This is a genomic window from Gordonia caeni, from assembly GCF_039537105.1.
Taxonomy (GTDB): domain Bacteria; phylum Actinomycetota; class Actinomycetes; order Mycobacteriales; family Mycobacteriaceae; genus Gordonia; species Gordonia caeni.
Genome location: NZ_BAAAZW010000003.1, coordinates 333120 through 349073, shown reverse-complemented (window position 1 = coordinate 349073; position 15954 = coordinate 333120). Strand labels below are relative to the sequence as shown.

Below are 15954 nucleotides of genomic sequence, written 5' to 3'. Positions count from 1 at the left end.
GTAATTTTTACGAGTAAGGGTTGTATTTATTTCGGGAGGGTCCATGTCCGACGTCACCATCGATGTGCGCGAGATCGCCAAGCCGCAGCGGCACCCGAAGATCTTCGGTCTCTTCGACGGTCTCGGCGTCGGCGAGGCTGTGATCCTGATCAACGACCACGACCCGCGTCACCTGCACGATCAGTTCGAGGAGCGCAACCCCGGCGGCTACGAGTGGGAGTACCTGGTGCGCGAGCGCGGCGACTACCGCATCCGCATCGGCAAGACGCTCGGCGCGCCCGTCCCCCGCCGACTCGGCAACACCGCCGCCGCGCTCGCCGGCGGCGGACCCGGTGTCGCCTGGCAGCTCGACGTCCCCGACCGCGGCCTCGACTCCAACGTCATCACGATCGCCCCGGGCGGCGGCATCGGCGAGCACACCGGTGCCGAGGTGGACGTGTTGATCCACGTCCTGGCCGGCGGCGGCACCCTGGGCACCGCGACCGGACCGGTCGAGGTGACCGCCGGGGACCTGCTCTGGCTGCCGAAGGGTTCGCGGCGCTCGTTCAGCGCGGGAGTGGCCGGCCTCAGCTATCTGACGGTGCACACGCACCGCGAGCCGACCCTGACCATCACCCCCGCGGCGGGGAGGTGATGCGCCCGTGACCTATGTGATCGCCCAGCCGTGCGTCGACGTGCTCGACCGCGCCTGCGTCGAGGAGTGCCCGGTCGACTGCATCTACGAGGGCGGCCGCGCCCTCTACATCCATCCCGACGAGTGCGTCGACTGCGGCGCCTGCGAACCGGTGTGCCCGGTGGAGGCCATCTTCTACGAGGACGACCTGCCCGACGAGTGGCTCCCGTACCTCACCGACAACGCCGACTTCTTCGTCGAGACGCTGCCGGGCCAGGACGCGCCGCTGGGATCGCCCGGCGGTGCGGCCAAGCTCGGCGCGATCGGCGGCGACGCCCCGCTGGTGGCCTCGCTGCCGCCGCAGGACACGGACACCTGAGCGATGGACCTGCGCGAGGAACTGCTCTCCGCGCTCCGCGCCGGGGACGGTCCGCAGACCCTCGCCCGGCTGGCGCAGGCGGTGCAGCGGCCGCCGACCACGGTGCGTTTCCATCTGGCCGGGCTGCTCGACGACGGGCTGGCCGAGGCCACGCCGCTGCCGCCGGCTGGACCGGGACGGCCGCAGCTGGCCTATTCGGCGCGCGCGTGCATGGATCCGGCCGGTTCCCGGGAGTTCGGTCTCCTGGCCGGGGCCCTGGCGGCCGCACTCGACGCCGACCCGGACGGTGCGGCCAAAGCCGCCCGCTCCGGCCACCGGCTGGGCACGGTCCAGGCCGATCCGTGCACCGGCACGATGGAGGATCTGCTGTCGGTGCTGACCGGGATGGGCTTCTCCCCCACCGCCACCGGGTCCCGCATCCGGCTGCAGCGATGCCCGTTCCTGGAGGCCGCCCGCGAGCATCCCGCGATCACCTGTTCGGTGCACCGCGGACTGATGCAGGGGGTGCTCGACGCGCACGGCGATCGGCGGCGGGCCGACCTGGACCCCTTCGTCGACGGCGATCACTGCCTGGCCACCATCGGCCCGCCCCGGTCCGCCGGGGCCCCGGCGGTCCGGTGAACCCCCTCAGGCGAAGGCGCTCACACCGGTCTCGGCGCGTCCGATGAGGAGTTTCTGGATCTGGCTGGTGCCCTCGTAGAGGGTCATCACGCGGGCATCTCGGAGATACTTCTGCACCGGGTACTCGTCGATGTAGCCGTAGCCCCCGAGCGCCTGCACCGCCAGATTGGCGGCCTTGACCGCCGCCTCCGAAGCGAACAGCTTGGCCTTCGACGCCGGGACCGCGACGGGTTCGCCGGATTCGATCGCGGCGGCGGCCTTCCAGGTGAGCAGCCGGGCGCAGTCGGCGTCCACCGACATCTCGGCGATCATGTCCTGGATCAGCTGGAACGACGCGATGGGCCGGCCGAACTGGGTGCGCGCGGTGGTGTACTCCACCACGGTGTCCAGGCAGCCGGCGACGATGCCGGTGCAGCCCGCGCCCACCGACACCCGGCCCTTGTCCAGCGACGTCATGGCGATGGCGAAGCCCTGGCCCTCCTCGCCCAGGACGGCGTCGGCGGGCACACGCACCCCGTCGAAGCGCAGTTCGGCGGTGGCCTGCCCGCGCAGCCCCAGCTTCCCGTGGATCTCGGTGCGCTCGAAGCCGGCTGAATCGGTGGGGACCAGGAACGCCGAGACGCCCTTCGGACCGGCACCACCGGTGCGGGCGAAGACGACGCAGACGTCGGCCCAGGTGCCGTTGGTGATGAAGATCTTGTTGCCGGTGATCACCCAGTCCGTGCCGTCCCGGACCGCCCGGGTCTTCAGGTTCGCCGGATCCGAGCCGCTGTCCGGCTCGGTCAGACCGAAGCAGCCCAGGAGGGAGCCGTCGGCGATGCCGGGCAGCCAGCGCTGCTTCTGCTCGTGCGTGCCGTGGCTCAGGACGATCTTGCCGAACAGCCCCATCGACACCGAGACGATGCCGCGCACCGACGAGTCGGCCCGCCCCAACTCCTCCATGCCGAGGCAGTAGGTGATGTAGTCACCGCCCAGGCCCCCGTACTCCTCGGGGATGGTCAAACCGAAGAAGCCGACCTCACCCAGTTTGGGGATGATCGAGGTGTCGACCGATTCGCGGCGGTCCCACTCGGCTCGGAAGGGCACCACCTCCTTGTTCAGGAAGTCGCGTGCGGTCTGCTGGAACGCCCGCTGTTCGTCGGTGAGGGTGAAGTCCATCAGAGCGCCTTTCCGAGACGGTTGCCCGCCTGGTCGTAGTGGTAGAAGCCGCGGCCGGTCTTGCGGCCGAGATGCCCGTCGGCCACCAGGGCGGCGACGGTGTCCGACGGCTTGTCGGCGGCGTCGCCGGTGTCGGCGTAGCGGGCGGTCTTGGTGAGGTAACCGATGTCGATCCCGGTCAGATCCATCAGCTCGAACGGCCCCATCGGGTAGCCGAGCGCGGTGCGGGCCGCGGTGTCGATGGCCTCGATGTCGGCGTAGCCGCCCTCGTAGAGGGCGAGCGCCTCGTCGCGCACCGCGCCCAGGATCCGGTTGGCGACGAAGCCCGGGATCTCCCGGTCCAGGACCACCGGCACCTTGCCGAGGCCGGTCACGAACTCGGTGGCCTCCGCGGCCACCGCGTCGGCCGTCTCCGGTCCGCGGACCACCTCCACGCACGTCATCACCAGGGCCGGGTTGAAGAAGTGGAGGTTGACGAAGCGGTCCGGCCGCCCGGTGGCCGAGGCCAGCGACGACGGCACGAAGCTCGAGGAGTTGCTGGCGAAGACGGTGCCGGGGCCGCAGCGGGCGTCCAGGTCGGCGAACAGTTCCCGTTTGGCCTCCAGCTTCTCCACGATCGCCTCGATCACCAGGTCGGCGTCGGCGGGCGGGACGGTCGCGGCCTCCCACCGCGCCCAGGCCTGTGCCACCTCGTCGGCGCTGCGGCGGCCCTTGGCCACCATGGCGTCGGTGCGCTCGCGCAGTTGGGTCCGGGCCCGGTCCAGCGCCGCCGGATCGGCGTCGGTCAGCGTCACCCGGTGGCCGGCCAGGGCGCAGACCATGGCGATCTGCGAGCCCATCGCGCCGGCGCCGACCACGGCGACGTGCCCGATGCGCGCGGTCATCGGCCGCTCCATTCCGGGGTGCGCTTGCCGAGGAACGCGGCGGCGCCCTCGGCCTTGTCAGCGGTGGTGTACAGCAACGACTGCGCCAGCCGCTCCACCACCTGACCGGTCCGCTGGTCGGCATCCATGCCGGTGCGGATGACGAGCTTGGCCAGCCGGATCGCGACCGGCCCCTTGGCCAGGATCTTCGCCGCGGTCGCGCGGGCGGCGTCCACCACGGCGCCGTCCGGCGCCACCTCGGTGACCAGTCCGGCGGCCAGCGCCTCGTCGGCGGTGAACACCCGGCCGGTCAGGATCGCCTCGATCGCGCGGCCCACCCCGATCAGCCGGGCCAGCCGCTGGGTGCCGCCGGCGCCGGGCAGCACCGACAGCGTCGTCTCCGGCAGCCCGAAGCGGGCCGAGGCCGCAGCGATCCGGATGTCGCAGGCCATGGCCAGTTCGCAGCCGCCGCCCAGCGCCCAGCCGTTGACCGCCGCGAGGGTGGGCTTCGGGTAGTCCTCGACGGTGTCGTAGAGGCGCTGCATGGTCGAAGCCAGCCCGGAGTGCAGATCGTAGTTCGCCAACTGGCCGATGTCGGCGCCGGCGGCGAAGGCCCGGTCGCCGGCCCCGGTGAAGATCACGGCGCCGACGGAGTCGTCGTCGCGCAGCGCGTCCAGGGCCGCCGCGATGTCGGCCTGAACCTGTGCGTTGATCGCGTTGCGGACGTCCGGCCGGTTCAGGGTGAGCACGGCCAGGCCGTCGGCCACCTGCACGTCGAGAGTCTGATAGTCGGTCACGCCTTCTCGCCCTCCGTCAGGGTCGAGCGCAGATGGAATTTCTGGATCTTGCCGCTCGGTGTGGTGGGCAGCGCCTCGAGCACTTCGAGCCGCTCAGGCCAGTACTGCTTGGCCAGCCCCTTGCTCGCCAGATACTCGCGCATCTCGTCGAAGGTGAAGCCGTCGGCGTCGGGCTTGAGCACCACGCACGCGCAGGCTCGTTCCTGCAGCCGCGGATCGGGCAGCCCGACGAGCGCCACGGCCTCGATCTTCGGGTGCTCGTAGAAGACGTTCTCCACGAAGGCCACCGGAATGTTCTCCCCACCGCGAATGATGATGTCCTTGGTGCGGCCGGCGATCTTCAGGTAGCCGTCGGCGTCGATCACCCCGAGGTCACCGGTGTCGAACCAGTCGCCGTCGAAGGACGCACGGGTGTCGTCGAGCCGATTCAGGTAGCCGACGAACAGCGACGGTCCGCGCACCTGCAGGCGCCCCTGCTGCCCGGCCGGGAGGTCGGCGCCGTCCATGTCGACGGTGCGGATCTCCATTCCCGGCCACGGGTAGCCGTCGGTGCCGACGATCTTCTCGATCGGCGATCTCGGGACGCCCAGGGTCACCAGAGCGTTCTCGGTCTGGCCCCAGCCGCCCAGGACCACCATGCCGGGCACCGTCTCGCGGGCCTGGTCGACGATCGCCCGCGGGATCGGTGCGCCCATGCAGCAGAAGAGCTTCAGGCTGCTCACGTCCGAGTACGGCAGGTTCTCCGCGGCGATGAAGTCGTGCAGGAACGGGGTGGCGCCGGAGGTGTAGCTGATGCGGTGTTCGCCCACCAGCCGCACGAACTCGGTGCGGTCCCAAACGTCCTGCAGCACACAGGTGGCGCCGTTCTGCACGTTGAGCCGGGCCCCGTACAGGAAGCCCGTCAGGTGCGCGAGGGTGGAGGCGATGTGGAAGACGGTGTCGTCGGTGATGCCCAATCGCGCAGGGAGGGGCAGATTGGCCGCCACCAGGGTGTTGTGGGTGTGCATAACGCCCTTGGGTTCTCCGGTGGTGCCGGAGGTGAAGATCAGCAGAGACACGTCGTCGCCGGCCGGATGCAGCGCGGCGAGCGCGGTCGGGTCGCGGCGCGTCTCCCACGGCGTCGCCATGAACTCGTCGAAGCTGGAGCCGACCACCAGCGTGTGTTCCAGTGACGGCAGCGCGCCGTCCAGGCCGGCGTACATGGCCGGATAGTCGAAGTCGCGGAACGATTCCGGAATCACCGCCACCTTGCTCCCGGCGAGCCGGATCATCAAGGCCACCTCGCGTTCCCGGAAGATCGGGACGAGCGGATTGCTGATCGCGCCGATCCGGGTGGCCGCGTAGTGCACGACGATCCACTCGATCCAGTTGGGCAGCTGGAAGGACACCACGTCGCCCGGCTGCACCCCGAGTTCGAGCAGTCCGAGGGCGCAGCGGTCCACCTCGGCGCGCAACTGCGCGTACGTGATCTGGCGCCGGTGGTCGATGAAGGCCACCTTGTCCGGTGTCGCGGCGGCGACGTCGTCGAGGTAGTCGGTGATGGTGCGATCGATCCAGTAGCCGCCGCCGTGGTACTTCGCGGACAGCTCGGGGGTGAGGAGGGTTTCCACGGGTCTCGCCTCCGTCAGCTCATGGTGAGACCGCCGCTGACGCTGACGGTCTGGCCGGTGATGAAACCGGCGTCGTCGGATGCGAGGAACGCCACCGCGGAGGCGAGGTCGTCGGGCTGGCCCAGGCGGCGCATCGGGATGGCCTTCTGCAGGGCTTCGCGCAACTTCTCCCCGCCCATGGAGGCGAAGAGGGCGGTGTCGGTGGGGCCGGGGCAGACGCAGTTGACGTTCACCGAGTTGCGGGCGGTCTCGCGGGCCAGCGACTTGGTGAAGGCGATGACGCCGCCCTTGGCCGCGGCGTAGACCGCTTCGCCGGACGAGCCGACCCGGCCGGCGTCCGAACCGAGGTTCACGATCTTTCCCGAACCCTGCTCGATCATCAGCGGAGCGACCTTCTTGCACGTGTTCAGGACGCCGTAGAGGTTGATACCGATGATGCGGTCCCAGGTCTGCGGGGTGGAGTCGACGAAGGGCTCCCCCTTGTCCCAGCCGGCGTTGTTCACCAGAACGTCGATGCGGCCGAAGCGTTCGACTGCCACGTCGACGGCGGCGTTCACGCTGTCGCGGTCGGTCACGTCGACCTGCAGGCCGATGGCGCCGTTGCCCAGCTCGGCGGCGGTCTGCGCCGCGGTGTCGGCGTTGAGGTCGGTGACGACGACGGTGGCGCCGTCGGCCGCGAGCCGGCGGGCGATGGCGGCGCCGATGCCCTGGCCCGCGCCGGTGACGAAGGCGATCTTCTGGTCGAGTCGGGTGGTCATGTGAATGCTCCTGTGGTGGGAAGGAAAGAGGTCAGCGTGATGTGGGTCAGGGCGCGTAGCCGCGGCCCAGGAGATTGCGGGAGATGACGAGCTTGGAGACCTGCGCGGTGCCGTCGCCGATCTCCAGGCCGATCACGTCGCGCAGCCGCTGGCCGACCTTGTGCTCGGTCGAGTAGCCGATGTGGCCGAGGGTCAGCAGGCACTGGTGAATGACGTCGACGGAGAGCTTGGGGGCCCAGAACTTGGCCATCGCCGCCTGCGCGGAGTGGTCGAGGCCGTTGTCCTTGCGCCACAGCGCCTCGTAGCAGACGTGCCGGGCGCCGGTGACGTAGGTGGCCGACTCGGCGAGCGGGAACGAGACGCCCTGGAACTTGCCGATCGGCTGCCCGAAGGCCTCCCGGTCGCGGGCCCACTGCATAGCCTCGTCGAGCGACTGCTGCGCGGCGCCCAGGCAGAGCAGCCCGATGATGGCGCGTGAATAGTCGAAGCCCTCCATCACCGAGACGAAGCCGCCGCCGGGCTCGCCGATCATGCGATCGGCCGGCACCGCGACGTCGTCGAAGTAGATGGTGGCGCGGCCGATCGCGCGGCTGCCCAGATCGTCGAAGGCGGTGCGGGAGATCCCCGGGGAGTCCATGTCGACCCAGAAGGCCGAGACGCCGCGCGCCCCCGGGCCGCCGGTGCGCGCCAGAACGACGGCCTTGTCGGCCGCCATGCCCAGGGTGATCGAGGTCTTCTCGCCGTTGAGCACCCAGCCGTCGCCGGTCTGACTCGCCCGCAGCGTGAGTGCTGCGGCGTCGGTGCCGTGCCCCGGCTCGGTGATCATGATGCACGGGACCGTCTCGCCCGAGGCGATCGGCGGCAGCCACGCCCGCTTCTGTTCCTCGGTGGCGTTGCGGACGATGATGTCGCTGATCAGTGCGGTGTTGATGATCAGGTATCCGGCGTTGAAGTCGGCACGGCCGACCTCTTCGGCGGCGATGCCGGCGATCACCGCGGTAGCCTCCTGGCCGCCGTACTCGTCCGGGATCCGCAGACCGTTCAGGCCCATCTCGGCCATGTCGCTCACCTGCTGCCGGCGCAGCTCGGCGGTCTTGTCGTCGGCCTGGTAGTGCGGGGCGAGCACCTTGTCCGCCCAGCGGGCCATCTCGGTGCGGAAGACCTCCTGGTCTTCGTCGAAGCCGTAGTCCATCGCGTGTGCCTTCCGATTCCCTGTGCGTAGATCGACTGTGTGCGGGTCAGTGCCAGGCCACGTGCGGGCCGAAGTCCGGGGTGCGCTTCTCGGCGAAGGCCTTGGCGCCCTCCATGCCCTCGTCGGAGACGCCGAACATGTCCAGTGCGGTCATCGCCATGTTCGACAGGCCCAGCTGGTGGTCGCTGTCGGCGTTGAACGACTGCTTGAGGAACTTGATGGCGGTCGGACTCAGGGCCGCGACCTCGTCGACCCAGGACTTGGCCTCGGTCAGCAAATCGGCGGCCGGAACCACCTTGTTCACCAGGCCCATCTCCAGGGCCTGATCGGCGGTGTACTGGCGGCAGAAGAACCAGATCTCGCGGGCCTTCTTCTCCCCGACCACGCGGGCCAGGTAGGCCGAACCGAATCCGGCGTCGAACGAGCCGACACGCGGGCCCGCCTGCCCGAAGCGGGCGTTGTCGGCGGCGATCGAGACGTCGGCCAGCACCTGCAGGACGTGGCCGCCGCCGATCGCGACGCCGTTGACGGCGGCGATCACCGGCTTGGGGATGTCGCGCATCAGCTTGTGCAGGTCGCCGATGCGGAAGCGGCCGAGTTCGCTGGGGCCGTAGTCGCCGGTCTCGGCGCGCTGCTTCACGTCGCCGCCGGTGCAGAAGGCCTTCTCCCCGGCGCCGGTGAGGATCACCGCGCGCACGGCCGGGTCCGTCCAGGCGTCTTGGAAGGCGGCGATCAGCTCGTCGACGGTCTGGGCACGGAAGGCGTTGTAGCGATCCGGCCGGTTGATCGTGATGATCCCGGCGGGACCGTCGACCTGGTAGGTGATGTCTTCGAACTGAGCCATGGGAACTCGCCTTTCCAACGGAATGAATATTGGTTCACGTACGATGAATGTATGTTCATCTCGTCACCGCGTCAAGAGCCGCCGCCCGCGTCGGCGCTAGAGTGAATCGATGTTCAACCCCAGGGAGGTGCCATGACCGGTAGTCCGACCACACCCAGCGCCACCGAGGCCGCCCGCGCAGCCGGGGCCGCCGTGCGCTCGCGCCAGATCCTCGACGCGGCGGCCCGCCTGATGGAGAATCGCGGCTCCGAGTCGGTCTCGATGCAGGCACTCGCCCAGGAGGCCGGCGTCAGCGTCGGCCTGATCTACCGCTACTTCGGCGGCAAAGACGAGGTGCTGCTGGCGGTGATCGTCGACGTCTTGAACGCCTTCGCCGCCGACGTGCCGCCGGCGATGGAGGCCGCGGGCGACGATCCCGTGCGCCGGCTGGCCGCGGCCTTCGAGGCCTACTGCCGCGTGATCGACCGCTACCGGCACGCGGCGGTCCTCACCTACCGGGAGAGCAATGCGCTGTCGGCGGAGGGCCGCGAGAAGATCAAGCGCCTGGAGGTGACCACCAGCGAGCCGCTCCGCGAGGCCGTCCGGGACGGCGTCGCCGCGGGGCTGCTGGAGACCGACGACGCCGACCTCGTGGCCTACAACCTGCTGCTCCTGGCCCATTCGTGGGCACTGAAGCACTGGTACTTCGAGCGCACGCTGACCCTGGAGCAGTACATCGCAGCACAGCGCGCGCTGGTCCTGCGCGCGGTGGTCCCCACGGAACGTCGGGCCGAGTACGCCGACCTGCTCGGCGCCTGAACTACCAACCAAGCATTTGCTAGGTTAAGCTCGGGGCATGAGCGATGCCGTCATCCCACCGCCTTTGGGCCCCGACGATCTGACCGCCGATTCGAGCCCGGTCGCCTACCAGACCGGCGGCCCGGACGGCGCGGTCGCCTACGTGACCCTGAATCGACCCGAGTTCCGCAACGCACAGAACTCGGTGATGACCTATTCCCTGGACGCGGCCTTCCGCAAGGCGACCGACGATCCCGGCGTGAAGGTGATCGTGCTGCGCGCCGAGGGCAAGCACTTCTCGGCCGGGCACGACATCGGCACGCCCGAGCGCGATCCGCACGTGCCCTACCCCAACGTCGCGGCCCTGCACTGGGACCACACCGACGGCTCCGGCGACGCAAGCGGCAAGAGCATGTCCGCCGATCAGCGGCTGGCGCGCGAGATCGAGGTGTACGTCGGGATGTGCCGGCGTTGGCGGGACATGCCCAAGCCGCTGATCGCCCAGGTGCACGGCGCCTGTATCGCCGGCGGTCTGATGCTCGCCTGGGCCGCGGACTTCATCGTCGCCTCCGACGATGCCTTCTTCTCCGATCCCGTGGCGCGCATGGGGATTCCGGGTGTCGAGTACTTCGCGCACGCCTACGTTCTGGGGCCCCGCCGGGCCAAGGAGATCCTGATGACCGGTGAGCGCTTCACCGCACAGCAGGCCCTCGACTGGGGGATGGTGAACCACGTGGTCCCGCGCGACGAGCTCGCGGCCAAGGTCGACGACATCTGCGCCAAGATGGCCGAGATGCCGATGCAGGGCCTGTTCCTGAGCAAGAAGGCGGTCAACATCTGCGAAGACCAGATGGGCATGCGCAACGCGATGGACTCGGTCTTCGGCTGGCACCACTACGCGCACAGCGCGAACGCCGAGACCGGTGACTCGCTCGCCGGCATGGACGCCAAGTCGATGAAGTCGGCGGGAGAGCGGCGCTGATGGATCTGCACTTCGACGACGCCGCCCAGCAGTTCCGCGCACTGGTGCGCAGCTGGCTGGCCGATCACGTTCCCGCACAGCCACTTCCGTCCATGGACACCGCTGAGGGCTTCGAGGCGCACCGCGCCTGGGAGGCCGAGATGGCGGCCGACAACATGTCGGTGGTGAGCTGGCCGACCGAGTACGGCGGGCGCGACGAGCCGCTGCTGCACTGGTTGATCTTCGAGGAGGAGTACTACCGCGCGGGCGCACCGGGCCGGGTCTCCCAGAACGGCATCTTCCTGCTGGCGCCGACCCTGTTCGAGCACGCGAACCCCGATCAGCTGGCCCGGATCATGCCCCGCATGGCGCGCGCCGACGACATCTGGGGGCAGGCGTGGAGCGAGCCGGAGTCCGGCAGCGACCTGGCCTCCCTGCGTTCGAGCGCCACCCGGACCGAGGGCGGCTGGCTGCTCAACGGGCAGAAGACGTGGAGTTCCCGGTCCAGCTTCGCCGATCTGGGCTTCGGACTGTTCCGTACCGACCCGGAGGCGCAGCGGCACCGCGGCCTCACCTACTTCATGTTCGACCTGCGCGCCCCCGGCGTCACGGTCCGCCCGATCGCCCAGCTCGACGGTGAACCCGGTTTCGCCGAGTTGTTCCTGGAGGACGTCTTCGTCCCGGACGATCCGTCCGACCCGGGCGCCTCCGGCGTGATCGGCGAGGTGAACAACGGCTGGAAGGTGGCGATGAGCACCGCCGCCAACGAGCGCGGCCTGTCGCTGCGCTCCCCCGGCAGGTTCCTGGCCACCACCGACCGGCTGCTGTCCCTGTGGCGCGAGCGTCGGGACGACGACCCGACCGCCGGGGCCGCCGACACCGGCGTCGCGGACGCCTGGATCGGCGCCCGCGCGTACGAGCTCTCGACCTATCAGACGGTCAGCCGTCTGGCCGCCGGCGGCCAGTTGGGCCTGGAGTCGTCGATCAACAAGGTCTTCTGGTCGGAGTGGGACATCGCCGCCCACCAGACCGCTCTGGACCTGCTCGGCGCCGACGCCGAACTGGACTCCCGGTGGCTCGGCGGCTACCTCTTCTCGCTGTCGGGCCCGATCTACGCCGGTACCAACGAGATTCAGCGCAATGTGATCGCCGAGCGACTTCTCGGCCTACCTCGCGGAGACCGATAACGTGGACTTCCTTCTCGATTCGACACACACCGATCTGGCGCAGGCCGTCACCCAGATCACCACTCGGGCCGGCGGCACCGACGTCGCCCGCGCCTGGTCCGAGGGTGACCGCACCGCCGGACTCGGCGTCTACGCCCGGCTCGCCGAGGCCGGCATCACCGGCCTGCTGGTCGGCGACGAGCTCGGCGGCAGCGGCGCGGGCCCGGTGGAGATGATGGTGGCTGTCGAACAGCTCGGCCGCTGCGCACTGCCCGGGCCGGTGGCCGAGACCTTCGCCGTGGTGCCCGCCCTCCTGGGCGCCGCCGGGGCCGTCGACGCTCTCGCACCGCTGCTGGCCGGCGAGCGGGCGGGCTCGTGCGCCGTGCCGCCGGTGACGCCCCGCGCCGCCGACCCGGAGGTCGCCGACGTCTACCTGCTGACCGGGGGCGTGCTCTCGCGCGGCAGCGCAGGCACCCCGCTCGATACCGTCGACCCGACCCGCCAGGTGGCCGACGTGACCGCTGGCGAGGTCCTCGCCGAGGGCGTCGACGCCGTCGCCGCCATCGACCTCGGTGCGCTCGCCACCGCCGCCCAGTCCCTCGGGCTGGCCGCGGCCATGCTCGACCTGGCCGCCGACTACGCCAAGACCCGACACCAGTTCGGCAAGGCGATCGGCTCGTTCCAGGCCGTCAAGCACCACTTGGCCGATGTCGCGATCGCCGTCGAGATGGCCCGCCCGCTGGTCTGGGGCGCCGCGGTCGCCCTCGAGAACGAGCCCCACAGCGACACCGCGACACGGGACGTCTCGGCCGCCAAGGTGGCCGCCGCCGAGGCCGCCGACGTCGCCGCCCGCCGCGCACTGCAGGTCCTCGGGGCCATCGGCTACACCGCCGAGCACGACTTCTCGCTGCTGCTCACCAAGGCCCGCGCCCTGCGCTCGGCCTGGGGCACCCCCGACTGGCACCGCCAGCGGATCCTGGAGACCCTGCGCACAGAAGCCGGGACGCGATGATGGACGAACTCGGCGCCCTCACCGACGCGGTCCGGGACGTGTGCCGGCGCCACGGCGGACCGGCCACGGTCCGCGATGCCGTCACCCGGCCCGGCCGGTACGACGACGCACTGTGGCAGACCCTCGCCACGCAGATCGGCGTCGCGGCTCTGGCCATCCCCGAGGAGTACGACGGTGCCGGGGCGACGGTGCGCGAGAGCGCCGCCGTGCTGGAGGTGCTCGGCGAGACCCTGTCCCCGGTCCCGGTCCTGTCCTCGGCAGTCCTGGCCACCGGCACCCTGCTGGCCGCCGGCGACGACGACGCCTGCGCGCGACTGCTTCCGGCACTCGCCGCGGGTGAGACCCGCGCCAGCGTGTGCTGGGCCGGCCCCGCCGGCTGGCAGTCGCCGGGCGTGGAGGCCGAGGCCGGATTGCTCACCGGCACCGCCGAGTACGTGATCGACGGCGAGTCCGCCGATACGTTCCTGGTGCTGGCCGGCGGAGGCGACCGGATCACCCTGCATCTGGTGGCGGCGGACACCCCCGGTATCACCGTCAGTCCGCTACCGGTGCTGGACGCGACCCGCCCGCTGGCCCGCGTCCAGTTCGATCAGGTGCCCTCCGAGACCATTCCGGCGCCGGCCGATCTCGCCGACCGGCTGCGGACCCTGGCGTGGGCGCTGCTGTCGGCCGAACAGGTCGGCGGCGCGGCCCGGGCGCTGGCGCTGACCGTCGAACACACCTCGTCACGCAAGCAGTTCGGGCGCGAGCTGGCCACCTTCCAGGCCCTCAAACACACCATGGCCGACATGTACGTGCTGGTGGAGACGATGCGGTCGATCTCGGCCGCCGCCGTCGACGCCGTCGCGGCCGGCGCATCGAACGCGGCCGAGCTGGCCGCCGCCGCGCACGTCTACTGCTCCGAAGGCTTCGTGACCGTGACCGGCGAGGCGATCCAGCTGCACGGCGGCATCGGGATCACCGCCGAGCACGACATCGGGCTGTTCTTCAAACGGGCTCAGGCCGACGCGCAGCTGTTCGGGGCGCCCCATACGGCGGCCGCGATCATTCCGGTGTGATCGGCACCTCGGCCCTCGGCCCGTCGTCGTGAGTTCCCTCGTGTCGAGTTCCGTTATGTCGAGTTCCACCCACACCGCTGCGGCGACTGAACCACAATCGGAGCATGGTGCGGGATGAACGGATGGGCGCCTTCGACGCCGTCATGTACGGGATCGAAGGCGATCCGCTGCTGCGGTCGGGGATCATCGCCGTCGTGGTTCTCGACTCCCCGCCCGATCGCACACAGGTCGCCGATCGCACCGAGCGCCTGACCCGCTTGTTCCCCCGGCTGCGGGAACGGGCCGTGGGCAATCCGCTCTCCCCCGCCCCGCCGCGCTGGGAGACCGATCCGAACTTCGACCCTAGCTATCACATCCGTTGGCGCCGTCTGACCGACGACGACGCCGGTATCCCGGACGCCCTGGAGTACGCGGCCCGGATGGGTGAGGCCGACTTCGACCGTTCGCGGCCGCTGTGGGAGATCGCGATCCTCACCGGCCTGGCCGACGGACAGTCGGCGGTGATCTTCAAGATCCATCATTCGGTGGCCGACGGGATGGGCGGGCTGGCGATGAGCGCGGCACTGTTCGATCTGGACCCCGATCCCGGAGATCTGGGCCCGCTGCCGCCGGCCCCGGAGAGTCATCCGGCGGGTCTGCTCGGCCGCGTCGTTCAGGCCACCGAGTTCGAGGTCGGCGCCCTGGACGAGGTGGTGCGCGGCAGCATCAAGGCCTCGCTGCGAGCGGCGCGTGCCGTGGTGACCAGCCCGATCGGGTCGACGATGACCCTCGGGCGCACCGCGGCGTCGGCGGCGGCCATGCTCGCCCCGCAGGGCGATCCGAAGTCCGGGTGGATGGCCGGCCGGTCGCTGTCGTGCGTGTTCTCCCTGATCGACGTCCCGGTGGAGCCGCTGAAGGAGGCGGCCCGCGGCGCGGAGGCCACCCTGAACGTCGTCTTCATGGCGGCCGTGGCCGACGCGGTCGGTACCTATCACCGGCGGCACGGCCACGAGTTGCCGTCCATCCGGGTGAACATGCCGGTCAATCAACGCAAGCCGGGCGACGATGCCACCGGCAACCACTGGGCGCCCGCGCGGTTCGTGGTGCCCACCGACGACATCGATCCGCAGGTGCGCCTCTACCAGCTGCACGGTCTGATCGACCACGCCCGGAGGGACCCCGCGCTGGACCTGTCGGATGTGGTCTACAAGACGCTGGCGCTGCTGCCCGACCCCGTCACCGAACGACTCGCCGGCTCCCTGATGAAAGGGGTCGACGTGGCCGCCACCAACGTGCCGGGACCCCCGATCCCGGTCTATCTGTGCGGCGCGCGGGTCAACACGCTGGTGCCCTTCGCCCCCAAGTCGGGTGCAGCGATCAACATCGGTTTCCTCACCTACGACGGCACCGCCTTCGTCGGTATCAACTCCGATCCGGCGGCCGTGGCCGACCCCGGCGAACTCACCGAGTGCCTGGCCGAGGCCTTCGCGAAGTACACCGAGTAGGCCTTACTGCGACGCCCGGGCGCTCACCAGCCGCTCCAGCGGGCCGATCGCCAGCAGGAGCAGCAGCGGCCAGCTGCCCGAGGACGGCCAGATCGCGGTGACCACCAGCGCCACCGCCATCACCACCACCGTCAGCCAGCCGCCGCGCGCGGCCAGGAACTCGGCCCGCGGTGCGCCCTCGACCAGCAGGGCCGGGTGCCGGCGGGCCCAGGCGTACATCGCCGACATCGCCGCAGCGGCGATCGTCAGGACCACGAGGTAGAGCACGTTCGCGCCGGTCACCGGCCGACTGCTGCCCAGTTCGGTGGTGAACGGCAGCATCACGATCATCAACAGCCACACCAGATTCAGCACGACCACCACACCGTCGTACGCGGCGAAGTACTCGGCCATCTGATGGTGGTGCCACCAGAATCCGGCGATCACCGCGAAGCTGATCAGGACACTCGTCAGCAATGCCGAGTGGTGCTCGATGAAGGCCCACGCCGTGGTGTCGTCCGCGTCCCCGGCGGCATCGGTGAGCGGAAGCACCAGCAGGGTGAGCGCGATCGCCACCACCGCGTCGCAGAAGGCCAGCAGCCGCCGGAAGCCCTCGGTGGTGCGGGGAGATTCGGCGTTCGCAGCCGCGGTTGCATCCGTGTCGGTCATAGAGGAAATCTAA

The 15954-nt window shown here is 70.3% G+C and carries 17 protein-coding genes; 9 read left to right on the top strand and 8 right to left on the bottom strand.

Annotated elements, in window-relative coordinates:
* Positions 1 to 43 precede the first annotated feature (43 nt).
* The 3 genes from ABD732_RS06770 to ABD732_RS06760 are packed head-to-tail and all read left to right on the top strand — an operon-like array spanning position 44 to position 1613.
* Positions 44 to 634 carry a DUF2249 domain-containing protein gene (locus tag ABD732_RS06770; protein ID WP_344781908.1) on the top strand — a complete coding sequence of 197 codons (591 nt, stop codon included), beginning with the start codon at positions 44 to 46 and terminating at the stop codon, positions 632 to 634.
* A 7-nt stretch (positions 635 to 641) separates the two neighbouring features.
* On the top strand, positions 642 to 992 hold the full coding sequence (gene fdxA / locus ABD732_RS06765; protein ID WP_344781906.1) for a ferredoxin: 351 nt from the start codon (positions 642 to 644) through the stop codon (positions 990 to 992).
* A gap of 3 nt (positions 993 to 995) precedes the next feature.
* Positions 996 to 1613: a helix-turn-helix transcriptional regulator gene (locus ABD732_RS06760; RefSeq protein WP_344781904.1), complete on the top strand. Its 618-nt coding sequence runs from the start codon at positions 996 to 998 to the stop codon at positions 1611 to 1613.
* A gap of 6 nt (positions 1614 to 1619) precedes the next feature.
* On the opposite strand, the gene ABD732_RS06755 is transcribed toward ABD732_RS06760, so the two are convergent.
* The 7 genes from ABD732_RS06755 to ABD732_RS06725 are packed head-to-tail and all read right to left on the bottom strand — an operon-like array spanning position 1620 to position 8835.
* Positions 1620 to 2771: an acyl-CoA dehydrogenase family protein gene (locus tag ABD732_RS06755; RefSeq protein ID WP_344781902.1), complete on the bottom strand. Its 1152-nt coding sequence runs from the start codon at positions 2769 to 2771 to the stop codon at positions 1620 to 1622.
* Complete coding sequence (locus ABD732_RS06750) at positions 2771 to 3655, bottom strand: 3-hydroxyacyl-CoA dehydrogenase family protein (protein ID WP_344781900.1); 885 nt, start codon at positions 3653 to 3655, stop codon at positions 2771 to 2773. Before ABD732_RS06750 ends, ABD732_RS06755 begins: the two co-directional genes overlap by 1 nt.
* Positions 3652 to 4431 (bottom strand): enoyl-CoA hydratase/isomerase family protein, encoded by a 780-nt coding sequence (locus ABD732_RS06745; RefSeq protein ID WP_344781898.1) that lies wholly within the window; start codon positions 4429 to 4431, stop codon positions 3652 to 3654. Before ABD732_RS06745 ends, ABD732_RS06750 begins: the two co-directional genes overlap by 4 nt.
* Complete coding sequence (locus ABD732_RS06740) at positions 4428 to 6041, bottom strand: AMP-binding protein (RefSeq protein ID WP_344781896.1); 1614 nt, start codon at positions 6039 to 6041, stop codon at positions 4428 to 4430. The genes ABD732_RS06745 and ABD732_RS06740 overlap by 4 nt, the downstream gene beginning before the upstream one ends.
* A 14-nt stretch (positions 6042 to 6055) precedes the next feature.
* Positions 6056 to 6799, bottom strand: a complete 744-nt coding sequence (locus ABD732_RS06735) for an SDR family NAD(P)-dependent oxidoreductase (RefSeq protein ID WP_344781894.1) — start codon at positions 6797 to 6799, stop codon at positions 6056 to 6058.
* 46 nt (positions 6800 to 6845) lie between these two features.
* Positions 6846 to 7991, bottom strand: coding sequence for an acyl-CoA dehydrogenase family protein (locus ABD732_RS06730; RefSeq protein WP_344781892.1), 1146 nt, complete (start codon positions 7989 to 7991; stop codon positions 6846 to 6848).
* A gap of 46 nt (positions 7992 to 8037) precedes the next feature.
* Positions 8038 to 8835, bottom strand: coding sequence for an enoyl-CoA hydratase-related protein (locus tag ABD732_RS06725; RefSeq protein WP_344781890.1), 798 nt, complete (start codon positions 8833 to 8835; stop codon positions 8038 to 8040).
* 132 nt (positions 8836 to 8967) lie between these two features.
* Between ABD732_RS06725 and ABD732_RS06720 the strand changes: the two genes are divergently transcribed.
* The 6 genes from ABD732_RS06720 (at position 8968) to ABD732_RS06695 (ending at position 15293) form a co-directional block, all read left to right on the top strand.
* Entirely contained in the window at positions 8968 to 9633 is a 666-nt protein-coding gene (locus ABD732_RS06720; RefSeq protein ID WP_344781888.1) for a TetR/AcrR family transcriptional regulator, read from the top strand.
* A gap of 37 nt (positions 9634 to 9670) precedes the next feature.
* Positions 9671 to 10594 carry an enoyl-CoA hydratase gene (locus ABD732_RS06715; protein ID WP_344781886.1) on the top strand — a complete coding sequence of 308 codons (924 nt, stop codon included), beginning with the start codon at positions 9671 to 9673 and terminating at the stop codon, positions 10592 to 10594.
* The gene (locus tag ABD732_RS06710; protein ID WP_344781884.1) at positions 10594 to 11760 is read left to right on the top strand and encodes an acyl-CoA dehydrogenase family protein; all 1167 of its coding nucleotides are present in this window, start codon (positions 10594 to 10596) and stop codon (positions 11758 to 11760) included. The genes ABD732_RS06715 and ABD732_RS06710 overlap by 1 nt, the downstream gene beginning before the upstream one ends.
* Position 11761: 1 nt before the next feature.
* On the top strand, positions 11762 to 12751 hold the full coding sequence (locus ABD732_RS06705) for an acyl-CoA dehydrogenase family protein (protein WP_425552994.1): 990 nt from the start codon (positions 11762 to 11764) through the stop codon (positions 12749 to 12751).
* Positions 12748 to 13809 carry an acyl-CoA dehydrogenase family protein gene (locus ABD732_RS06700; protein ID WP_344781882.1) on the top strand — a complete coding sequence of 354 codons (1062 nt, stop codon included), beginning with the start codon at positions 12748 to 12750 and terminating at the stop codon, positions 13807 to 13809. The genes ABD732_RS06705 and ABD732_RS06700 overlap by 4 nt, the downstream gene beginning before the upstream one ends.
* Before the next feature lie 104 nt (positions 13810 to 13913).
* The gene (locus tag ABD732_RS06695; protein ID WP_344781880.1) at positions 13914 to 15293 is read left to right on the top strand and encodes a wax ester/triacylglycerol synthase domain-containing protein; all 1380 of its coding nucleotides are present in this window, start codon (positions 13914 to 13916) and stop codon (positions 15291 to 15293) included.
* A 3-nt stretch (positions 15294 to 15296) separates the two neighbouring features.
* Here ABD732_RS06695 and ABD732_RS06690 read toward each other — a convergent pair whose 3' ends face one another.
* Positions 15297 to 15941, bottom strand: coding sequence for a TMEM175 family protein (locus tag ABD732_RS06690; RefSeq protein WP_344781878.1), 645 nt, complete (start codon positions 15939 to 15941; stop codon positions 15297 to 15299).
* Between the last annotated feature and the right edge of the window lie 13 nt (positions 15942 to 15954).